This window comes from Leclercia adecarboxylata (genome assembly GCF_023639785.1).
GTDB lineage: Bacteria > Pseudomonadota > Gammaproteobacteria > Enterobacterales > Enterobacteriaceae > Enterobacter > Enterobacter adecarboxylatus_D.
In genome coordinates this window covers 4,618,557-4,639,384 of record NZ_CP098325.1, presented here as the reverse complement: position 1 = coordinate 4,639,384, position 20,828 = coordinate 4,618,557, and the positions used below count along the sequence as shown (strand labels likewise).

Genomic DNA, 20,828 nt, shown 5'->3' with positions numbered 1-20,828 from the left:
AACATAAAAACTTCAGAGTGTACCTGAAAAGGTGCGCTGCGAAGTTTTGCTCTTTAAAAATCTGGATCAAGCTGAAAATTGAAACGACACACCGTGTCTGTTCTCCGTAAACAGGAACAGAATCAGGTGTGTTCGAGTCTCTCAAATTTTCACAATCATGAAGTGAAACATCTTCGGGTTGTGAGGTTAAGCGACTAAGCGTACACGGTGGATGCCCTGGCAGTCAGAGGCGATGAAGGACGTGCTAATCTGCGAAAAGCGCCGGCGAGGTGATATGAACCTTTGACCCGGCGATGTCCGAATGGGGAAACCCAGTGCAATCCGTTGCACTATCGTTAACTGAATACATAGGTTAACGAGGCGAACCGGGGGAACTGAAACATCTAAGTACCCCGAGGAAAAGAAATCAACCGAGATTCCCCCAGTAGCGGCGAGCGAACGGGGAGCAGCCCGGAGTCTGAATCAGCTTGTGTGTTAGTGGAACGGTCTGGAAAGTCCGACGGTACAGGGTGATAGTCCCGTACATGAAAGCACACTTGCTGTGAACTCGAAGAGTAGGGCGGGACACGTGGTATCCTGTCTGAATATGGGGGGACCATCCTCCAAGGCTAAATACTCCTGACTGACCGATAGTGAACCAGTACCGTGAGGGAAAGGCGAAAAGAACCCCGGCGAGGGGAGTGAAAAAGAACCTGAAACCGTGTACGTACAAGCAGTGGGAGCACCTTCGTGGTGTGACTGCGTACCTTTTGTATAATGGGTCAGCGACTTATATTCTGTAGCAAGGTTAACCGTATAGGGGAGCCGAAGGGAAACCGAGTCTTAACTGGGCGTTAAGTTGCAGGGTATAGACCCGAAACCCGGTGATCTAGCCATGGGCAGGTTGAAGGTTGGGTAACACTAACTGGAGGACCGAACCGACTAATGTTGAAAAATTAGCGGATGACTTGTGGCTGGGGGTGAAAGGCCAATCAAACCGGGAGATAGCTGGTTCTCCCCGAAAGCTATTTAGGTAGCGCCTCGTGAACTCATCTCCGGGGGTAGAGCACTGTTTCGGCTAGGGGGCCATCCCGGCTTACCAACCCGATGCAAACTGCGAATACCGGAGAATGTTATCACGGGAGACACACGGCGGGTGCTAACGTCCGTCGTGAAGAGGGAAACAACCCAGACCGCCAGCTAAGGTCCCAAAGTCATGGTTAAGTGGGAAACGATGTGGGAAGGCACAGACAGCCAGGATGTTGGCTTAGAAGCAGCCATCATTTAAAGAAAGCGTAATAGCTCACTGGTCGAGTCGGCCTGCGCGGAAGATGTAACGGGGCTAAACCATGCACCGAAGCTGCGGCAGCGACACTATGTGTTGTTGGGTAGGGGAGCGTTCTGTAAGCCGTTGAAGGTGAACTGTGAGGTTTGCTGGAGGTATCAGAAGTGCGAATGCTGACATAAGTAACGATAAAGCGGGTGAAAAGCCCGCTCGCCGGAAGACCAAGGGTTCCTGTCCAACGTTAATCGGGGCAGGGTGAGTCGACCCCTAAGGCGAGGCCGAAAGGCGTAGTCGATGGGAAACAGGTTAATATTCCTGTACTCGGTGTTACTGCGAAGGGGGGACGGAGAAGGCTATGTTGGCCGGGCGACGGTTGTCCCGGTTTAAGCATGTAGGCGGAGGTTCCAGGTAAATCCGGTACCTTTTTAACGCTGAGGTGTGATGACGAGGCACTACGGTGCTGAAGTAACAAATGCCCTGCTTCCAGGAAAAGCCTCTAAGCATCAGGTAACAACGAATCGTACCCCAAACCGACACAGGTGGTCAGGTAGAGAATACCAAGGCGCTTGAGAGAACTCGGGTGAAGGAACTAGGCAAAATGGTGCCGTAACTTCGGGAGAAGGCACGCTGATATGTAGGTGAAGCCCCTGCGGGTGGAGCTGAAATCAGTCGAAGATACCAGCTGGCTGCAACTGTTTATTAAAAACACAGCACTGTGCAAACACGAAAGTGGACGTATACGGTGTGACGCCTGCCCGGTGCCGGAAGGTTAATTGATGGGGTTAGCGGCAACGCGAAGCTCTTGATCGAAGCCCCGGTAAACGGCGGCCGTAACTATAACGGTCCTAAGGTAGCGAAATTCCTTGTCGGGTAAGTTCCGACCTGCACGAATGGCGTAATGATGGCCAGGCTGTCTCCACCCGAGACTCAGTGAAATTGAAATCGCTGTGAAGATGCAGTGTACCCGCGGCAAGACGGAAAGACCCCGTGAACCTTTACTATAGCTTGACACTGAACACTGGTCCTTGATGTGTAGGATAGGTGGGAGGCTTTGAAGCGTGGACGCCAGTCTGCGTGGAGCCATCCTTGAAATACCACCCTTTAATGGCTGGTGTTCTAACGTGGACCCGTAATCCGGGTTGCGGACAGTGTCTGGTGGGTAGTTTGACTGGGGCGGTCTCCTCCTAAAGAGTAACGGAGGAGCACGAAGGTTAGCTAATCCTGGTCGGACATCAGGAGGTTAGTGCAATGGCATAAGCTAGCTTGACTGCGAGAGTGACGGCTCGAGCAGGTGCGAAAGCAGGTCATAGTGATCCGGTGGTTCTGTATGGAAGGGCCATCGCTCAACGGATAAAAGGTACTCCGGGGATAACAGGCTGATACCGCCCAAGAGTTCATATCGACGGCGGTGTTTGGCACCTCGATGTCGGCTCATCACATCCTGGGGCTGAAGTAGGTCCCAAGGGTATGGCTGTTCGCCATTTAAAGTGGTACGCGAGCTGGGTTTAGAACGTCGTGAGACAGTTCGGTCCCTATCTGCCGTGGGCGCTGGAGAATTGAGGGGGGCTGCTCCTAGTACGAGAGGACCGGAGTGGACGCATCACTGGTGTTCGGGTTGTCATGCCAATGGCACTGCCCGGTAGCTAAATGCGGAAGAGATAAGTGCTGAAAGCATCTAAGCACGAAACTTGCCCCGAGATGAGTTCTCCCTGACCCTTTAAGGGTCCTGAAGGAACGTTGAAGACGACGACGTTGATAGGCCGGGTGTGTAAGCGCAGCGATGCGTTGAGCTAACCGGTACTAATGAACCGTGAGGCTTAACCTTACAACGCCGAAGCTGTTTCGGTGAGATTTGAGACGATTTTCAGCCTGATACAGATAACAGAATTTGCCTGGCGGCTGTAGCGCGGTGGTCCCACCTGACCCCATGCCGAACTCAGAAGTGAAACGCCGTAGCGCCGATGGTAGTGTGGGGTCTCCCCATGCGAGAGTAGGGAACTGCCAGGCATCAATTAAAGAAACCCCGTACCGTAAGGTGCGGGGTTTTTTGCCGTATGCGCGAAAAAGCCGGGTGGCGGCTGCGCCTTACCCGGCCTACTGAGACTTCATCCATTGTTGAATGAAATCGACAACGCCTTCCACATCATTGATATCTAATACCGGTACCTGAAGCGACAGTGAAGTGTCACTGGCCACTGCGATAACATGCTCATCAAGCGTTAATTCATGAATGTCATGCCCGGCATCGCTACGAAACAGCAGGATCTTTGCCACCGGCTCGTGCTTAAAACCCTCTACCAGAACCAGATCCAGCGTCGAATGATCCATCCGGCTGATGAGATAACTCAGATCAAGGTCCTTTTCATCCGGCGTCTCGGTCATTAATGCCCAACGCTGGCTGCTGGCGACAATAGTTTGTGCCGCACCGGCTTTGCGCAGTTCATAACTGTCCTTACCGGGAATATCGACATCCATATTGTGGTGGGTATGTTTAATAAGACCCGGACGCACGCCTCTGGTACAAAGTACCGGAATAATGGCTTTCAGCAGGGTGGTTTTCCCGGTACCGCTCCATGCGGCGATCGCTAAGACAGGTATCATAGGTGCCTCTGCATAGTGTCTATCTGTTCGAGGGTATTGATATTAATAAACGCCTGTTTCATCTCGTTAAAATCAACACGATGCCCGCCTGCCTGTCGCATAAATACCATCACCCGGCGCTCTCCTGCACTCAGGTAAGCCTGTAATTCAGGCATCAGTTGGCGGTGCATGAGCGCAATAGTGGGGTGATCGCGCTCGCCGTCATATGCCCAGACAACGGCAGCCGATCCCCTTTGTTTAACAAAGCGCTCAGTCAGGCAATCAGGAATAAAGGGTGTATCGCAGGGGCAAAACAGAAACCACTCCGCGTCACACTGCTGCATGACGGAAAGCATGCCAGCCAGCGGCCCGGGGTAATCCGACAGCAAATCGGAATAGACGGGATATCCACTTGCCTGATAAACGCCGAGGTTTTTATTGGCACTGACAGCAAGTGAACTCACTTGTTTACTTAGCCTCTGCGCAACATGCTGCCATAACGGTATGCCGTTCAGCAGCTGCAGACCTTTATCAACGCCGCCCATACGGGATGCCTTACCGCCGGCTAAAACCACACCGGTGATCGTGCTTATCTGGCTCAAGAATATCGCCTCTTTTCTTGTGGGATTGACCCTGCTAACGTGTCACTCTAAATGAAAAGGAGTATTACCATGAAATGTAAACGTCTGAATGAAGTTATCGAACTTCTCCAGCCAGCCTGGCAAAAAGAGCCTGAGCTGAATCTGATGCAATTCTTACAGAAACTGGCGCAGGAGTCAGGCTATGAGGGCGAACTGGCCGACCTTTCTGATGACATCCTGATCTATCACCTGAAAATGCGTGATTCAGGCAAAGATGCCGTGATCCCCGGTATTCAGAAAGACTATGAAGAGGATTTCAAAACAGCCCTGCTGCGCGCGCGTGGCGTAATTAAAGAGTAAAAGCTTGTAAGAGGCACCACCGTAATCCCCGTTAAATGATATCCTCAATCATTCGTATAATTTCCGGATGATCGGATGAACGACCAGGCCTTTACTTTCCAGACCTTACACCCGGATACCATTATGGATGCTCTGTTTGAGCAGGGCATCCGGGTGGATTCAGGTCTGACTCCATTAAACAGCTATGAAAACCGCGTATATCAGTTTCAGGATGAGGAGCGTCAGCGCTTCGTCGTGAAATTTTATCGCCCGCAGCGCTGGTCAGCCGATCAGATTCAGGAAGAGCATCAGTTTGCGCTCGACCTGGTAGCCGATGACGTTCCCGTTGCCGCTCCGCTTGAATTTAATGGCCAGACGCTGCTGTCGCATCAGGGATTTTATTTTGCTGTCTTTCCCAGTCTCGGTGGTCGGCAATTTGAAGCCGATAATATCGATCAGATGGAATGGGTTGCCCGTTATCTGGGGCGTATTCATCAGACGGGAAGGAAAACGGCATTTACCTCGCGTCCTGCTATCGGCATTCAGAAATATCTCCTCGAACCACGTCAGGTATTGGAAGCCTCCGCGCTCATCCCTTCAGGTCTGAAAGCTGATTTTCTTGCCGCGACGGATGGCTTAATTAATGCCGTCATAGCGCGCTGGGATAACAACGTCCAGACGCTGCGCCTGCACGGCGATTGTCATGCGGGAAATATCCTCTGGCGTGACGGGCCATTATTTGTCGATCTCGATGATGCGAGAATGGGGCCTGCGATTCAGGATCTCTGGATGCTGCTAAATGGCGATAAAGCCGAGCAGCGGATGCAGCTTGAGACGATTATCGAAGCTTATGAAGAGTTCAGTCCCTTTAATTCAGACGAAATTGCATTAATCGAACCTTTACGCGCCATGCGTTTTGTTTATTATCTTGCATGGTTAATCAGGCGTTGGGACGACCCCGCATTCCCCAGAAACTTCCCATGGCTTACCGGAGAAGATTACTGGCGTAACCAGATATCCACATTTATTGAACAGGTAAAGGTTCTGCAGGAACCTCCTTTGCAATTAACGCCAATGTATTAATCGAACACACCCAGGAGAGAGTTGATCATGAAAAAAATATGGCTGGCGCTGGCAGGTATGATTCTGGCATTTAGCGCTTCGGCTGCACAGTTCACCGATGGTAAACAGTATATTACCCTCGACAAACCTGTTGCCGGAGAACCTCAGGTTCTCGAGTTCTTCTCATTCTATTGCCCGCACTGCTATGAGTTTGAGCAGGTTCTGCATGTTTCCGATAGCGTGAAGAAAAAACTGCCAGAAGGCACCAAAATGACCAAGTATCACGTTGAGTTCCTTGGCCCGCTGGGTAAAGACTTAACGCAGGCGTGGGCGGTAGCGATGGCCCTGGGTGTGGAAGACAAAATTACTGCGCCAATGTTTGAAGCCGTGCAGAAAACTCAGGCCGTACAAACCACGGCCGATATCCGTAAAGTATTCGTTGATGCGGGTGTGAAGGGTGAAGAATACGATGCAGCCTGGAATAGCTTCGTCGTGAAATCGCTGGTCGCACAGCAGGAAAAAGCGGCGGCAGATCTGCAACTGCGTGGTGTTCCGGCCATGTACGTTAATGGCAAATACCAGCTGAATATGCAGGGTATGGATACCAGCAGCATGGACATCTTCGTGCAGCAGTATGCCGATACCGTGAAATATCTGGTTGAGAAGAAGTAATAAAGAAAACGCCGGTCAATGACCGGCGTTGTTATATTGGGCTTTAATCCTGGTGATTAGCGCGTCTTTTTCCGTCCATAAGGTATTCAGCCAGAGCTGAAAACGTCGCTTAAAGTTCTTATCGTTAACATAGTCCCCATGTAACTCTTCCGCCACAGGCACCAGATTAATACGCACCACGATCCGCGTTAACTTGCCGCTGAGCATATCGTAAAACGGGGTCTTATCGTTTTCCGGATAACACAGCGTCACGTCCAGTAATTTATCAAACTGTTGGCCCAGTACGTTCAGCGCCATGGCAATCCCGGCCGCTTTTGGTGGCAGCAGGTTGCTATATGATGAGCGGGTCTGCTGCTTTTTCTCTTCGGTAAAGCGAGAGCCTTCAACAAAATTAACGATGGTGGTAGGGTGCGCGCGAAATTTCTCGCAGGAGCGACGGGTTGTTTCGACATCTTTGCCACGGCGTTCAGGATGACGAATCAGATAGCTGCGCGAGTAGCGCTTCATGAAAGGCATATCCAGCGCCCAACAGGCCAGGCCAATAAAAGGAACCCAGGCAAGCTGCTGCTTAAGGAAATACTTGTTCATCGGGATATGCTTGCGGAACAACACGCATAACACCACGATGTCGGCCCAGCTATGGTGGTTGCAGATGAGCAAGTACCAGTTTTTCTTGTTGAGCCCGTCCAGGCCCTCAATATCCCATTTCAGATGCGGGTTAAGACGCAGCAGTACCGCCAGGCCTTCACACCAGCAGTACATCATAAAGTTGCAGAATGCAGATACAGCACGCCAGACAACGGGAATCGGTAAAAGCAGCTTAATTATTCCGGCGATGATGATCGGCACAGAACAGGCGATGGTGACCAGAATAGTTAATGCGATACTTAACAGGAGAGTGATCGCGGCCAGCAGTCTAGACATGATGAATGTTTTCAGGTAGTTAGCTATGATTAGCGCCTGATAAACAGACACCGGGCGCTGATTTTACCAGAAAACCGCCAGATGATGGCGCTTTAAGGTGGTGGGAAAGATAATTTGCACGTGTTGTGGAGAAAAATCCTGTCTCGCTAACATGGCATGGCTTATATCCACATGGAGTAAATTGTCATCAACCGAAAATATGAGATCGCGATCAAATAGTAATCTATTGATTATTAATAATAATTATTGCCTGAACGATCTTCGCAAAGCACAAATAGTCCAGGCCGTAGAATCTATTCACAAACTTATCCACAGGTGAGATTTGCGAGCGATCCTCAGGATCGCAAAATCTTTGGCTGTATTGGCCGTGAAAAACTGATGTTTTCATCCTTCTGTGGCATCCTTTATCCATAAATTCCTTAAAGGCACGGACATTATGGTTCAGATCCCCGAAAATCCGCTTATTCTCGTCGACGGTTCGTCTTACCTCTACCGGGCGTATCACGCGTTTCCTCCGCTGACCAACAGCGCAGGAGAGCCTACGGGCGCAATGTATGGCGTGCTGAACATGCTGCGTAGTCTGATCATGCAGTATCAGCCGAGTCATGCCGCCGTAGTCTTCGATGCGAAAGGCAAAACTTTCCGGGATGAGCTGTTCGAGCATTACAAATCCCACCGCCCGCCAATGCCGGACGATCTGCGTGCGCAGATTGAACCCCTGCATAAGATGGTAAAAGCGATGGGGTTGCCTTTAATGGCCGTTTCGGGCGTAGAAGCTGACGACGTTATCGGCACCCTGGCACGAGAAGCCGAGAAGCTGGGCCGCCCGGTACTGATCAGTACCGGCGATAAAGACATGGCGCAGCTGGTCACGCCGGGGATCACCCTGATTAATACCATGACTAACACCATTCTCGGGCCGGAAGAGGTGGTAGCGAAGTATGGCGTGCCGCCAGAACTGATCATCGATTTCCTCGCATTGATGGGCGACTCCTCCGATAACATTCCTGGCGTGCCTGGGGTGGGTGAGAAAACGGCTCAGGCGCTGCTGCAAGGTCTGGGCGGGCTGGATACGCTTTACAGCGAGCAGGACAAAATCGCCGGGTTGACCTTCCGCGGTGCAAAAACCATGGCCGCGAAGCTTGAGCAGAACAAAGAGGTGGCATATCTCTCTTATCAGCTGGCGACCATTAAAACAGACGTCGAACTCGAATTGACCTGCGAACAGCTTGAAGTGCAGGAGCCTGCCGCCGAAGAGCTGCTGGGCCTGTTTAAGCAGTATGAGTTCAAACGCTGGATAACCGATGTTGAAGCGGGGAAATGGCTACAGGCGAAAGGGGCTAAACCGGCGACCAGGCCAAAAGAGACCCTGGTGATTGATGCAGAAGACGCGGTAGAAGAAGCCGCCAGCATTCTCTCTTCCGAGCATTACGAAACCGTCCTTGATGAAGCGCAGCTGCAGCGCTGGATTGATAAGCTGAAGCAGGCACCGGTATTCGCATTTGACACCGAAACCGACAGCCTGGATAACGTCTCCGCTAATATGGTGGGCCTCTCGTTTGCAACAGAGCCTGGCGTTGCCGCCTATGTGCCTGTTGCTCACGACTATCTCGACGCGCCTGAGCAACTCACGCGTGAGCGCGTGCTTGAACTCCTCAAGCCGATCCTTGAAGATGAAAAAGCGTTGAAGGTAGGGCAAAACCTGAAGTTCGATCGCGGTATCCTGCAAAATTACGGCATCGAGCTGCGGGGTATTGCGTTCGATACCATGCTGGAGTCTTATATCCTCGACAGCGTGGCCGGTCGTCATGATATGGATTCACTCTCTGACCGCTGGCTGAAGCATAAAACCGTTACCTTTGAACAGATCGCGGGTAAGGGTAAGAATCAGCTTACCTTCAACCAGATCGCGCTGGAAGAGGCCGGTCACTACGCGGCAGAAGACGCCGATGTCACCCTGCAACTGCATCTGAAAATGTGGCCTAAGCTCGAAAAAGACGCCGGGCCGCTGAACGTGTTCCAGAATATCGAGATGCCACTGGTGCCCGTTCTTTCCCGCATCGAGCGCAATGGCGTTAAAATCGATCCGGCTGTATTGCACAAGCACTCGGAAGAGATCGCCCTGCGCCTGAACGAGCTGGAACAAAAAGCGCATGAGATTGCCGGCGAGCCGTTCAACCTCTCATCCACCAAACAGCTGCAGACCATCCTGTTTGAAAAGCAGGGGATCAAGCCCCTGAAGAAAACCCCTGGCGGCGCGCCGTCCACCTCTGAAGAGGTGCTTGAGGAACTGGCGCTGGACTATCCGCTGCCAAAAGTGATCCTTCAGTACCGTGGGCTGGCAAAGCTGAAATCGACCTACACCGATAAGCTGCCGCTGATGATCAACCCGAAAACGGGCCGCGTGCATACCTCTTATCATCAGGCCGTGGCGGCCACCGGGCGTCTGTCCTCAACCGATCCTAACCTGCAAAACATTCCGGTACGTAACGAAGAAGGGCGTCGTATTCGTCAGGCGTTTATTGCCCCAGAGGATTACCTTATTGTCTCTGCTGACTATTCACAGATTGAGCTGCGCATCATGGCGCACCTGTCCCGGGATAAAGGCCTGTTGACGGCCTTTGCTGAAGGGCAGGACATTCACCGGGCAACGGCGGCCGAAGTATTTGGTATGCCGCTGGAGAGCGTTACCGGCGAACAGCGTCGCAGTGCTAAAGCGATCAACTTTGGTCTGATCTACGGCATGAGCGCCTTTGGTCTCTCCCGCCAGCTCAATATTCCGCGCAAAGAGTCGCAGAAGTATATGGATCTCTACTTCGAGCGTTATCCGGGCGTTCTGCAATATATGGAAAACACGCGCGCCCAGGCGAAAGAAAAAGGCTATGTCGAAACCCTGGAAGGGCGTCGCCTCTATCTGCCGGACATCAAATCCAGCAATGCTGCCCGCCGTGCGGGGGCTGAGCGTGCTGCAATTAACGCCCCGATGCAGGGCACGGCTGCCGACATCATTAAACGTGCAATGATTGCTGTTGACGCCTGGCTCGAGAAAGAACAGCCGCGGGTGCGGATGATCATGCAGGTACACGATGAACTGGTGTTCGAAGTGCACAAAGACGATCTGGAATCCGTGTCGAAAAAGATCCACGAACTGATGGAGAACAGCGTAAAACTGGATGTGCCGTTGCTGGTGGAAGTGGGTCACGGAGAAAACTGGGATCAGGCTCACTAAGTCTTTATGGCATATCAACTGTTTTCGTAAGTAAGCAACATTTCCATGAACGTTTTGTGATGATCATTAGAATTCCCTATGTAAAGAATGAAAAAAAACTACAAAAAGTGCTTTGTCTGTAGTCTAAAAAAGGGTAGAGTTATTCACGTAGGGTACAGAGGTAAGATGTTCTATCTTTCAGACCTTTTACTTCACGTAATCGGATTTGGCTGAATATTTTAGCCGCCCCAGTCAGTAATGACTGGGGCGTTTTTTATTGCGGCAAAGAAAAAGCAGCGCAAAAAAAAGCGCGGACATCGCCGCGCTCATCTTTACCGATCCGCTTCTGTCGCGGGTTCCAGCTCGCTATACCAGATATCCAGTTTCTCACGCAGCTTGTCCACGCCTTGTTTCTTCAGGGAAGAAAATGCTTCTACCTGGATGTCACCGTTAAACGCCAGAACGGCTTCACGCACCATATTCACCTGCGCTTTACGTGCGCCGCTGGCCAGCTTGTCGGCTTTGGTCAGCAACACCAGCACCTGGATACCGCTTTCAACGGCCCAGTGGATCATCTGCTGATCGAGATCTTTTAGCGGATGACGAATATCCATCAGGACAACAAGGCCCTTCAGGCACAGGCGTTTTTCCAGATATTCACCCAGAGCGCGCTGCCACTTGAGCTTCATCTCTTCAGGAACTTCTGCATAGCCGTAACCTGGCAGGTCCACCAGGCGCTTGCCCGGCGCGACTTCAAACAGGTTGATCAGCTGGGTACGGCCAGGCGTTTTAGAGGTACGCGCCAGGCTTTTCTGATTGGTCAGGGTATTCAGAGCGCTGGATTTCCCCGCGTTGGACCGGCCAGCAAATGCCACTTCAAGACCCGTATCGGCGGGTAAATGGCGAATATCAGGCGCACTGAGGATAAAATGCGTCTGGTGATAATTCAGGTTGGTCACGTGGTTGTCTCCAGAAATTCGTAACGTTGGGGGGATTATACCTGAACAGAGAGAAAAGGCTTTTCCCATCGGCAACCCGCCTGTAAGTAAAAACCCTGAGCTTTGTAAGAGATCTGCCATTTTTACTATGGGAGATTTAAGAAAAATCGCAGGGCTTAAGAAAATCAAAACGATTAAAATCAATCTATTAAGCTTTAGTCTTTGTCTGAAATTCTTAGATTAACGGCGTTTGTGGCTTGTACGTGAAGCCGGAAACGGTAAAGTAGCGTTCAACGGCGAGGATGCCGACAGGAACCGGACTCAAGGACGAGGGTCAGGAGCGCCAGGAGGCGAAGACAAAGGAAAGTCAGGAAGACGTACGCCTGGAGGCGTTTTAAAGGGACAAGGAACCTGTCACGGACGATATGCGCTAATGGATAAACAGGGTTAGTTGTAAGCAAACAGGGATTGTCAGACCCGTAATGGGTTGTGAGTCAGGAAAAAAGGCGACAGATTGCTCTGTCGCCTTTTTTCTTTGCTTGCTTTCTGCTAGATTTCGCCGCAATTCTATACTGAAGAAAACGACTTAAAGACAAAACACCATGAAAAAACCGACCTCCGCTGCAGGCGCTAAACGTCCTGCTAAAGCACGCCGCAAAACGCGCGAAGAACTGAATCAGGAAGCGCGCGATCGCAAACGCGATAAAAAGCATCGTGGTCATGCTGCGGGTAGCCGCGCGAGTGGCGGTACTTCGGGCGCGTCTGCGAAGAGCAAACAGCAGAAAGACCCGCGTATCGGCAGTAAAACACCTGTTCCATTAGGCGTGACCGATACCCCGGTCACCAGGCAGCACAAACCGAAGAGCGAGAAACCTATGCTTTCACCGCAGGCCGAGCTGGATATGCTGGAGAACGATGAGCGCCTGGACGCGCTGCTGGAACGTCTTGAAGAGGGCGAAGCCCTGAATGCTGAAGAGCAATCATGGGTTGATGCCAAACTGGATCGTATCGATGAACTGATGCAGCAGTTGGGTCTCTCCTATGACGACGAAGACGAAGATGAAGAAGAAGAAAAACAGGAAGATATGATGCGCCTGTTGAAAGGTGGAAACTAACATTTGCACCCGGCAGGCTCACTCGTCCTGCTTATAACCCTTCCGGTTATATGTTATCTGGTGTGGTTATTCGTTAAACTACGGCGGTTGTCGCGGCGACAGAAGTGGCTGCGCACCCGATTCGCGGCCCGCACAGGGGCCAGAACGGGCCGCCGTATACGAACGCGACACCAACGGAAGGAGTGAGCATGTCTGTACCAACTATCGACTGGGATCTGGCCCTCATCCAGAAATATAACTATTCCGGGCCGCGTTATACCTCTTACCCTACTGCGCTGGAGTTTTCTGACGCTTTTGGTCAAACCCAGTTTCAGCAGGCGGTAGCCCGATATCCTGACCGTCCGCTTTCTCTGTACGTTCATATCCCGTTCTGCCACAAGCTCTGCTATTTCTGCGGCTGCAATAAAATTGTGACCCGCCAGCAGCATAAGGCAGACCAGTATCTTGATGCGCTTGAGCAGGAGATCCTGCATCGTGCGCCGCAGTTTGCAGGCCGGCATGTCAGCCAGCTGCACTGGGGCGGCGGTACGCCAACCTATCTGAATAAAGCGCAAATCAGCCGCCTGATGACCCTGCTGCGGGATAACTTCTGTTTTAATGCGGATGCTGAGATCTCTATCGAAGTGGATCCGCGTGAAATCGAGCTGGATGTGCTCGATCACCTCCGCGCCGAAGGTTTTAACCGCTTGAGTATGGGCGTGCAGGACTTTAACAAGGAGGTCCAGCGCCTGGTCAACCGCGAGCAGGATGAAGCGTTCATCTTCGCCCTGCTGAACCACGCCCGGGAAATTGGCTTTACCTCCACCAATATCGATCTGATTTATGGCCTGCCGAAGCAGACGCCTGAGAGCTTTGCCTTTACGCTGAAGCGTGTCGCAGAGCTGAATCCGGATCGCCTGAGCGTCTTCAACTATGCGCATCTGCCAACGCTGTTCGCTGCCCAACGTAAGATCAAGGATGCCGACCTGCCTTCCGCCCAGCAAAAGCTGGATATTCTGCAGGAGACTATTACCTCGTTAACCCAGACCGGTTACCAGTTTATTGGCATGGATCACTTTGCCCGCCCGGATGACGAGCTGGCGATTGCCCAGCGCGAGGGTGTGCTGCACCGCAATTTCCAGGGTTACACCACCCAGGGCGACACGGATCTGCTGGGGATGGGCGTCTCGGCCATCAGCATGATTGGCGACTGCTATGCGCAAAACCAGAAAGAGCTGAAGCTCTACTATCAGCAGGTAGACGAAACCGGCAACGCCCTGTGGCGCGGCATTGCATTAACCCGCGACGACTGTATTCGCCGGGACGTGATCAAAGCGCTGATCTGTAATTTCCGTCTCGAATTTAGCGCGGTCGAAGCGCAGTGGGATCTCATCTTTAAAGATTACTTTGTGGAAGACATGAAGCTGCTGATGCCGCTGGCAAAAGACGGGCTGGTGGATATCACGGAGAATGCGATTGAGGTTACGCCGAAAGGGCGTCTGTTGATTCGTAATATCTGTATGTGCTTTGACGCTTATCTGCGGCAGAAAGCCCGTATGCAGCAGTTCTCGCGTGTGATTTAAGCCCCATTGCCGGGTGGCGGCTTCGCCTTACCCGGCCTACGAAAGCGCGAAATGTAGGCCGGGTAAGCGAAGTTCTAGCTAAACAACCCAACCAGCGCCGCACACAACACAGCGGCAACGGCCGTTTGCGGCGTATGGCTTTCGACTGCAGCGCCAGACAACATATTGATGATTGATTCCAGCATGATGATCCCCCCGTTTTCCCGGGCGAGATCATACTCAACTCATCGGAACAGTAAAGCGCAAAATAACACCAGTTTGCGTTTGATTAACTCTCTTTACACTGCCGGAGAGCATCACTCCATTCCCAGCTCTTTTAACTTACGCGTCAGGGTGTTGCGACCCCAGCCAAGCAGGCGTGCTGCCTCTTGTTTATGTCCCTGAGTATGGCGCAGCGCGGTGGTAAGAAGCGTGCGTTCCATCTCGGGCTGTGCCTCGGAGAGCAGATTTTGATGACCGGAACGCAGCGCGCGATCGGCCCATTGCGCCAGCAGCGTCGCCCAGCTATCGGGCAGGCTCTGCCCGGTACTGCTTTCCGGAACATGCGTTTCGAAAAGCTCTGGCGGGAGATCCTGAATCAATACTTCCTGACCAGCAGCCATCACCGTCAGCCAGCGACAGGTATTTTCCAGCTGGCGCACGTTGCCCGGCCAGGCCAGACGCGTTAAGGCCGCTTCGGTTTCGGGATGCAGCAGTTTGGCTTCGACACCCAGTTCGCGGGCGGCATCCTGCAGGAAATGGCGCGCCAGACGTGGGATATCTTCACGACGCTCGCGCAGTGGCGGGAGGTGAACGCGGATAACGTTCAGCCGGTGGAACAGATCCTCACGGAATTTCCCCTCCTGTACGCGCAGCTCCAGGTTCTGGTGGGTGGCGGCAATAATGCGCACATCCACTTTAACCGGCGCATAGCCGCCCACGCGGTAAAACTGGCCGTCTGCCAGCACGCGCAGCAGACGAGTCTGCACGTCGAGGGGCATATCCCCGATCTCATCCAGGAACAGCGTTCCGCCGTCGGCCTGCTCAAAGCGACCCTGACGGATAGTGTTGGCCCCGGTAAAGGCGCCTTTTTCATGGCCGAACAGCTCGGACTCAATTAAATCCTTGGGGATCGCCGCCATATTCAGGGCGATAAACGGGGCTTTCACGCGCGGGCTATGGCGATGCAGGGCATGCGCGACCAGCTCTTTCCCGGTACCTGACTCGCCGTTAATCAATACGCTGATGGAGGAGCGTGACAGACGACCAATGATGCGAAACACATCCTGCATCGCTGGCGCTTCGCCAATGATGTCGGTAGTGGGGCCGAAAACCGGGGCATTGCGCGGCTGCTGCTGCTCCTGATAGTGACTAATGGCGCGTTCAACCAGCGCCACCGCTTCGTCAATATCGAAGGGTTTTGGCAGATAATCGAATGCACCCTGCTGATAGGCGCTGACGGCCGCATCCAGATCGGAGTGGGCGGTCATTATGATGACCGGAAGCATCGGATGGCGCTGCTTAATCTGTTTTAACAGCGCCAGACCGTCCATTCCCGGCATACGGATATCGGACAGCAGCACATCCGGGGTTTTGGTGGTGAGGGCATCAAGCACCTCAGCACCACTTTCAAATGCGGTGCAGCTTAATCCTGCTCCGGTAAGCGCCCGTTCAAGCACCCAGCGGATGGAGCTATCGTCATCAACTACCCAGACTATCCCTCGTTGCATAACCTAACCCTCTATTTCCTGATTGGCAGGTAAACCGAAAACTCGGTATGACCCGGCCAACTGGTAAATTCAATTTTTCCGGAATGCTGATCTATCAAATTACGGGCAATTGATAAGCCAAGCCCGGTCCCGCCTTCACGGCCGCTGACCATCGGGTAAAACAGCGTGTCCTGTAAATGGGAAGGAATGCCCGGACCGTTATCTTCAACGTCGATACGTGCCGCCAGACGGTAGCGCGTGCCGTGCAGCGTCAGCTGGAACGCGGTACGGGTGCGCAGAATAATTTCTCCGCCTTCCGCGCCTAATGCCTGCAGCGCATTACGCACGATATTCAACAACACCTGCTCAATCTGGTCGGGATCGTGCGGCAGTTCCGGCAGGCTGGGATCGTAATCCCGAATCAGCCTGACGTTTTCCGGCAACTCCATCGAAACGAGTTTCACGACGCGCTCGGCCACTTTATGAATACTCTCGGTGACGTGCATGCCGGGTTGCTGCGGTCCTAACAGACGGTCCACCAGGTTACGCAGGCGATCGGCCTGCTCAATGATAACGTTGGTGTATTCCGCCAGCGCCGGGTCGGGCAGGGCTTTGGTGAGCAGTTGCGCCGCGCCACGCAGGCCGCCAAGTGGATTTTTGATCTCATGGGCGAGGCCACGTACCAGATCGCGGGCCGCAATCTGCTGGGCGTGCTGAAGCTGCTCCTGGCTCAGGCGGCGCTGGTTATCCATGGGCGCCATTTCCAGCAGAATGAGCCCCTCCGGCAGCCGCTGTGCGGTCAGGGACAGAATATGCGAGCGCCCGTCGATCACCAGCGTCACTTCGTTATCGGTAAAGCCTTGCCCCGCCTGCAGGCTCTCCTGCATCAGGCCGATATTCAGGGAGAAATAACTCAACAGCTCGGGCAGCGGCGCGCCATACAGTTTGCGCGAACTTTGCGCCAGTAACTGTTGGGCCGCGGGATTGGCGTAATGCACCGCCAGCTCGTCGTCGACCAGTAATATGCTGTTGATAAGAGAATTGAGGATCTGCCCAGCATCGGGCAGCGTGCCAGTTGCCATTCAGCAGTCTCCTGGAGTTGTTTGCACTATTTTAGTGCAGTATAGCGTTTCCGCGGTAAAAGGCGCGTGAGATCAGCGTGTTGACGGTGAAAAAAGCCCATCCGAAGATGGGCTGAAAAGTTTCCACGGCAACAAAAAAAAACGGCTATCAATCTCGCGCGGAAAAGGCCGCGCGACAGGGATTGAAAATTAGACGCTGTAGTACAGTTCGAACTCAACCGGGTGCGGCGTCATGCGAACGCGGTCGTTCTCTTCCATACGCAGTGCGATGTAAGCATCGATCGCTTCGTCAGTGAACACGCCGCCTGCAGTCAGGAACTCGCGGTCTTTGTCCAGCTCCAGCAGGGCTTCTTCCAGAGAACCTGCAACCTGTGGGATCTCTTTCGCTTCTTCTGGCGGCAGGTCGTACAGGTTTTTGTCCATTGCTTCGCCCGGATGGATCTTGTTCTTGATACCGTCAAGACCGGCCATCAGCAGCGCTGCGAAGCACAGGTATGGGTTAGCAGCCGGGTCCGGGAAGCGCACTTCAATACGACGCGCTTTCGGAGAAGCAACCACTGGAATACGGATAGAAGCAGAACGGTTACGGGCAGAGTACGCCAGCATAACCGGGGCTTCGTAGCCTGGGACCAGACGCTTATAAGAGTTGGTGGTTGGGTTCGCCAGGGCGTTGATCGCTTTAGCGTGTTTGATTACGCCGCCAATGTAGTGCAGAGCCTGCTCGGACAGACCTGCATACTTGTCGCCAGCGAACAGGTTAGTCCCGTTCTTGGACAGGGACATGTGGCAGTGCATACCGGAACCGTTGTCGCCAAACATTGGTTTTGGCATGAAGGTTGCGGTTTTACCGAAGCGGTGCGCAACGTTGTGAACAACGTATTTGTAGATCTGAATTTCGTCCGCTTTTTTGGTCATGGTGTTGAAACGGGTGGCGATTTCGTTCTGGCCAGCAGTTGCAACTTCATGGTGGTGCGCTTCAACAACCAGGCCCATCTCTTCCATGATCAGACACATGGTAGAACGGATGTCCTGTGAAGAGTCAACCGGTGGAACCGGGAAGTAACCGCCTTTAACGGCTGGACGGTGACCTTTGTTACCGCCTTCGTATTTGGTGGAGGAGTTCCATGCGCCTTCGATATCATCGATAGCAACGTGGGAACCGGAAGTGGTCGCACCAAAACGGATGTCGTCGAACAGGAAGAACTCTGGCTCTGGCCCGAACAGAACGGTGTCTGCGATGCCGGTGGAGCGCAGGTACTCTTCAGCGCGTTTAGCGATGGAGCGTGGGTCGCGATCGTAGCCCTGCAGCGTGCCTGGCTCGAGGATGTCGCAACGGATGATCAGGGTAGACTCTTCGAAGAACGGGTCAATGAGCGCGGTAGATGCGTCAGGCATCAGTACCATGTCGGATTCGTTGATACCTTTCCAGCCACCAATCGAGGAGCCGTCAAACATTTTGCCTTCTTCAAAGAATTCGGCATTTACCTGATGAGCAGGAATTGTGACGTGCTGTTCTTTACCTTTGGTATCGGTGAAGCGCAGATCAACAAACTTCACTTCATGTTCGTTCAGCATCGTCAAAACGTGTTCAGCGGACATACTTAACTCTCCAGATTGGTCATTGTCGTCGTGGTAACGAGGTCTTCAAATTCTGTATAAGGCAGGCGTGGGTGCCTTTTGTTGCCGTATTTTTTATAAAGCGAAATCTGTGCCAACTTTTAAAACACCCCAAAAAGGCGTTATCATGCGCACCATAGTGCAAAAGGGCTGCACCACGATGGTTTTGTTGCACCAGTATAGTGCTTCAATGTGAACATTGAGCACCACATTGGTGCAATTTACGTTAAAGTGCCCTTTTACCGCTCCGTGAAAGCGATCACAAAGCATCTCTGCGATACTTGTTTGCGGGGGATGTTTGTGATCCTGTTTTGTAGTGCGATTAATCCGTGTACAATAACGCGCTATTTCTAAATGCCTGAGGCAAAGTTGTGATCGAAAATCTGCGTAATATCGCCATCATCGCGCACGTTGACCATGGTAAAACTACCCTGGTTGATAAGCTGCTGCAGCAATCCGGTACGTTTGATGCACGTGCCGAAACTCAAGAACGCGTGATGGACTCCAATGATTTGGAGAAAGAGCGTGGGATTACCATCCTCGCTAAAAACACCGCGATCAAATGGAATGACTACCGTATCAACATCGTTGATACCCCAGGGCACGCCGACTTCGGTGGTGAAGTTGAGCGCGTGATGTCCATGGTGGATTCCGTGCTGCTGGTGGTTGACGCATTTGACGGCCCAATGCCGCAGACGCGCTTCGTAACCAAAAAAGCATTCGCCCATGGCCTGAAGCCAATCGTGGTAATCAACAAAGTTGACCGTCCTGGCGCACGTCCTGACTGGGTTGTTGATCAGGTCTTCGACCTGTTCGTTAACCTGGACGCGACCGACGAACAGCTGGACTTCCCGATTGTTTACGCTTCTGCGCTGAACGGTATCGCGGGTCTGGACCACGAAGACATGGCTGAAGACATGACCCCGCTGTACCAGGCGATTGTTGATCATGTTCCGGCACCGAACGTCGATCTCGACGGCACCCTGCAGATGCAGATCTCTCAGCTCGACTACAACAACTACGTTGGTGTCATCGGCATTGGTCGTATCAAGCGCGGTAAAGTGAAGCCTAACCAGCAGGTCACTATCATCGATAGCGAAGGCAAAACCCGTAACGGTAAAGTCGGTAAAGTACTGACTCACCTGGGTCTTGAGCGTATCGAGAGTGACATCGCTGAAGCGGGCGACATCATCGCGATCACCGGTCTGGGCGAGCTGAACATCTCCGATACCATTTGCGACACGCAAGCGGTTGAAGCGCTGCCAGCCCTGTCTGTTGATGAACCTACCGTAACCATGTTCTTCAACGTCAACACCTCTCCGTTCTGTGGTAAAGAAGGTAAGTTCGTTACCTCTCGTCAGATCCTTGACCGCCTGAACAAAGAGCTGGTGCACAACGTTGCGCTGCGCGTTGAAGAAACGGAAGACGCTGACGCATTCCGCGTTTCCGGTCGTGGTGAGCTGCACCTGTCAGTTCTGATCGAAAACATGCGTCGTGAAGGCTTCGAGATGGCGGTTTCCCGTCCGAAAGTTATCTTCCGCGAAATCGATGGCCGTAAACAAGAGCCGTTCGAAAACGTAACGCTGGACGTCGAAGAGCAACACCAGGGTTCTGTAATGCAGGCACTGGGTGAGCGTAAAGGCGACCTGAAAAACATGAATCCAGATGGCAAAGGCCGCGTACGTCTCGACTACGTGATCCCAAGCCGTGGCCTGATCGGCTTCCGTTCAGAGTTCATGACCATGACTTCCGGTACCGGTCTTCTGTACTCCACCTTCAGCCACTACGACGACGTTCGTCCGGGCGAAGTTGGCCAGCGTAACAACGGCGTGCTGATCTCTAACGGTCAGGGCAAAGCGGTTGCGTTCGCACTGTTCAGCCTGCAGGATCGCGGTAAGCTGTTCCTGGGTCACGGCGCAGAAGTTTACGAAGGCCAGATCATCGGTATTCACAGCCGTTCTAACGATCTGACTGTAAACTGCCTGACCGGTAAGAAACTGACCAACATGCGTGCGTCCGGTACTGACGAAGCAACGGTTCTGGTTCCACCGGTTAAGATGACTCTGGAGCAGGCTCTGGAATTCATCGATGACGACGAACTGGTAGAAGTAACGCCAACTTCTATCCGTATCCGTAAACGTCACCTGACTGAGAACGATCGTAAACGCGCAATGCGCGGTGCGAAAGAAGAGTAAT

Annotated in this window: 16 protein-coding genes and 2 rRNA genes; 10 read left to right on the top strand and 8 right to left on the bottom strand. The window is 52.7% G+C overall.

Going from position 1 to position 20,828, the window contains the following annotated elements:
- Nucleotides 1-184 precede the first annotated feature (184 nt).
- A 23S ribosomal RNA gene (locus tag NB069_RS21930) occupies nucleotides 185-3,089 on the top strand.
- 66 nt (nucleotides 3,090-3,155) lie between these two features.
- Nucleotides 3,156-3,271 (top strand): 5S ribosomal RNA (gene rrf, locus NB069_RS21925).
- 87 nt (nucleotides 3,272-3,358) lie between these two features.
- On the opposite strand, the gene mobB is transcribed toward rrf, so the two are convergent.
- Both mobB and mobA read right to left on the bottom strand, forming a co-directional pair.
- Nucleotides 3,359-3,865 carry a molybdopterin-guanine dinucleotide biosynthesis protein MobB gene (gene mobB / locus NB069_RS21920; RefSeq protein WP_250586673.1) on the bottom strand — a complete coding sequence of 169 codons (507 nt, stop codon included), beginning with the start codon at nucleotides 3,863-3,865 and terminating at the stop codon, nucleotides 3,359-3,361.
- Nucleotides 3,862-4,446: a molybdenum cofactor guanylyltransferase MobA gene (gene mobA / locus NB069_RS21915; protein ID WP_250586672.1), complete on the bottom strand. Its 585-nt coding sequence runs from the start codon at nucleotides 4,444-4,446 to the stop codon at nucleotides 3,862-3,864. The genes mobB and mobA overlap by 4 nt, the downstream gene beginning before the upstream one ends.
- A 69-nt stretch (nucleotides 4,447-4,515) precedes the next feature.
- On the opposite strand from mobA, the gene NB069_RS21910 reads away from it, so the two are divergent.
- The 3 genes from NB069_RS21910 (at nucleotide 4,516) to dsbA (ending at nucleotide 6,498) form a co-directional block, all read left to right on the top strand.
- Entirely contained in the window at nucleotides 4,516-4,785 is a 270-nt protein-coding gene (locus tag NB069_RS21910) for a YihD family protein (protein WP_250586670.1), read from the top strand.
- 75 nt (nucleotides 4,786-4,860) lie between these two features.
- Nucleotides 4,861-5,847 (top strand): serine/threonine protein kinase, encoded by a 987-nt coding sequence (locus NB069_RS21905; RefSeq protein WP_250586668.1) that lies wholly within the window; start codon nucleotides 4,861-4,863, stop codon nucleotides 5,845-5,847.
- Between the two features lie 27 nt (nucleotides 5,848-5,874).
- On the top strand, nucleotides 5,875-6,498 hold the full coding sequence (gene dsbA, locus NB069_RS21900; RefSeq protein WP_250586666.1) for a thiol:disulfide interchange protein DsbA: 624 nt from the start codon (nucleotides 5,875-5,877) through the stop codon (nucleotides 6,496-6,498).
- Between the two features lie 15 nt (nucleotides 6,499-6,513).
- Here dsbA and NB069_RS21895 read toward each other — a convergent pair whose 3' ends face one another.
- Nucleotides 6,514-7,422, bottom strand: a complete 909-nt coding sequence (locus NB069_RS21895; protein WP_250586664.1) for an acyltransferase — start codon at nucleotides 7,420-7,422, stop codon at nucleotides 6,514-6,516.
- A 436-nt stretch (nucleotides 7,423-7,858) separates the two neighbouring features.
- On the opposite strand from NB069_RS21895, the gene polA reads away from it, so the two are divergent.
- A complete protein-coding gene (gene polA / locus NB069_RS21890; RefSeq protein ID WP_250586663.1) occupies nucleotides 7,859-10,651 on the top strand; it encodes a DNA polymerase I in 2,793 nt (930 codons plus the stop codon).
- Nucleotides 10,652-10,962: 311 nt separating this feature from the next.
- Here the strand turns inward: polA and yihA are convergent, their stop codons facing one another.
- Entirely contained in the window at nucleotides 10,963-11,589 is a 627-nt protein-coding gene (yihA, locus tag NB069_RS21885) for a ribosome biogenesis GTP-binding protein YihA/YsxC (RefSeq protein ID WP_250586661.1), read from the bottom strand.
- 4 nt (nucleotides 11,590-11,593) lie between these two features.
- On the opposite strand from yihA, the gene NB069_RS21880 reads away from it, so the two are divergent.
- The 3 genes from NB069_RS21880 to hemN all read left to right on the top strand — a co-directional run bounded on the left by NB069_RS21880 (nucleotide 11,594) and on the right by hemN (nucleotide 14,245).
- Nucleotides 11,594-11,812 (top strand): hypothetical protein, encoded by a 219-nt coding sequence (locus NB069_RS21880; RefSeq protein ID WP_250586659.1) that lies wholly within the window; start codon nucleotides 11,594-11,596, stop codon nucleotides 11,810-11,812.
- A gap of 358 nt (nucleotides 11,813-12,170) precedes the next feature.
- Nucleotides 12,171-12,683: a Der GTPase-activating protein YihI gene (gene yihI, locus NB069_RS21875; RefSeq protein WP_250586657.1), complete on the top strand. Its 513-nt coding sequence runs from the start codon at nucleotides 12,171-12,173 to the stop codon at nucleotides 12,681-12,683.
- A gap of 188 nt (nucleotides 12,684-12,871) precedes the next feature.
- On the top strand, nucleotides 12,872-14,245 hold the full coding sequence (gene hemN / locus NB069_RS21870) for an oxygen-independent coproporphyrinogen III oxidase (RefSeq protein WP_250586655.1): 1,374 nt from the start codon (nucleotides 12,872-12,874) through the stop codon (nucleotides 14,243-14,245).
- Between the two features lie 74 nt (nucleotides 14,246-14,319).
- Here the strand turns inward: hemN and NB069_RS21865 are convergent, their stop codons facing one another.
- From NB069_RS21865 to glnA, 4 genes are all read right to left on the bottom strand, one after another.
- Nucleotides 14,320-14,430, bottom strand: a complete 111-nt coding sequence (locus NB069_RS21865) for a YshB family small membrane protein (RefSeq protein ID WP_250586653.1) — start codon at nucleotides 14,428-14,430, stop codon at nucleotides 14,320-14,322.
- Between the two features lie 111 nt (nucleotides 14,431-14,541).
- Nucleotides 14,542-15,954, bottom strand: coding sequence for a nitrogen regulation protein NR(I) (glnG, locus tag NB069_RS21860; RefSeq protein WP_250586651.1), 1,413 nt, complete (start codon nucleotides 15,952-15,954; stop codon nucleotides 14,542-14,544).
- A gap of 11 nt (nucleotides 15,955-15,965) precedes the next feature.
- Nucleotides 15,966-17,015: a nitrogen regulation protein NR(II) gene (gene glnL / locus NB069_RS21855; RefSeq protein ID WP_250586649.1), complete on the bottom strand. Its 1,050-nt coding sequence runs from the start codon at nucleotides 17,013-17,015 to the stop codon at nucleotides 15,966-15,968.
- A 189-nt stretch (nucleotides 17,016-17,204) separates the two neighbouring features.
- Entirely contained in the window at nucleotides 17,205-18,614 is a 1,410-nt protein-coding gene (glnA, locus tag NB069_RS21850) for a glutamate--ammonia ligase (protein ID WP_039032183.1), read from the bottom strand.
- Between the two features lie 389 nt (nucleotides 18,615-19,003).
- Here glnA and typA point away from each other — a divergent pair, with 389 nt between their 5' ends.
- Nucleotides 19,004-20,827, top strand: coding sequence for a ribosome-dependent GTPase TypA (gene typA / locus NB069_RS21845; RefSeq protein ID WP_250586647.1), 1,824 nt, complete (start codon nucleotides 19,004-19,006; stop codon nucleotides 20,825-20,827).
- The last annotated feature ends 1 nt before the right edge of the window (nucleotide 20,828 follow it).

Bases quoted from the DNA above. Each gene is read 5' to 3' on its own strand.
- glnA (WP_039032183.1), bottom strand. From the start codon at position 18,614: ATGTCCGCTGAACACGTTTTGACGATGCTGAACGAACATGAAGTGAAG.
- polA (WP_250586663.1), top strand. From the start codon at position 7,859: ATGGTTCAGATCCCCGAAAATCCGCTTATTCTCGTCGACGGTTCGTCT.
- glnL (WP_250586649.1), bottom strand. From the start codon at position 17,015: ATGGCAACTGGCACGCTGCCCGATGCTGGGCAGATCCTCAATTCTCTT.
- yihI (WP_250586657.1), top strand. From the start codon at position 12,171: ATGAAAAAACCGACCTCCGCTGCAGGCGCTAAACGTCCTGCTAAAGCA.
- dsbA (WP_250586666.1), top strand. From the start codon at position 5,875: ATGAAAAAAATATGGCTGGCGCTGGCAGGTATGATTCTGGCATTTAGC.
- NB069_RS21865 (WP_250586653.1), bottom strand. From the start codon at position 14,430: ATGCTGGAATCAATCATCAATATGTTGTCTGGCGCTGCAGTCGAAAGC.
- NB069_RS21895 (WP_250586664.1), bottom strand. From the start codon at position 7,422: ATGTCTAGACTGCTGGCCGCGATCACTCTCCTGTTAAGTATCGCATTA.
- mobB (WP_250586673.1), bottom strand. From the start codon at position 3,865: ATGATACCTGTCTTAGCGATCGCCGCATGGAGCGGTACCGGGAAAACC.
- NB069_RS21905 (WP_250586668.1), top strand. From the start codon at position 4,861: ATGAACGACCAGGCCTTTACTTTCCAGACCTTACACCCGGATACCATT.
- hemN (WP_250586655.1), top strand. From the start codon at position 12,872: ATGTCTGTACCAACTATCGACTGGGATCTGGCCCTCATCCAGAAATAT.
- NB069_RS21910 (WP_250586670.1), top strand. From the start codon at position 4,516: ATGAAATGTAAACGTCTGAATGAAGTTATCGAACTTCTCCAGCCAGCC.
- glnG (WP_250586651.1), bottom strand. From the start codon at position 15,954: ATGCAACGAGGGATAGTCTGGGTAGTTGATGACGATAGCTCCATCCGC.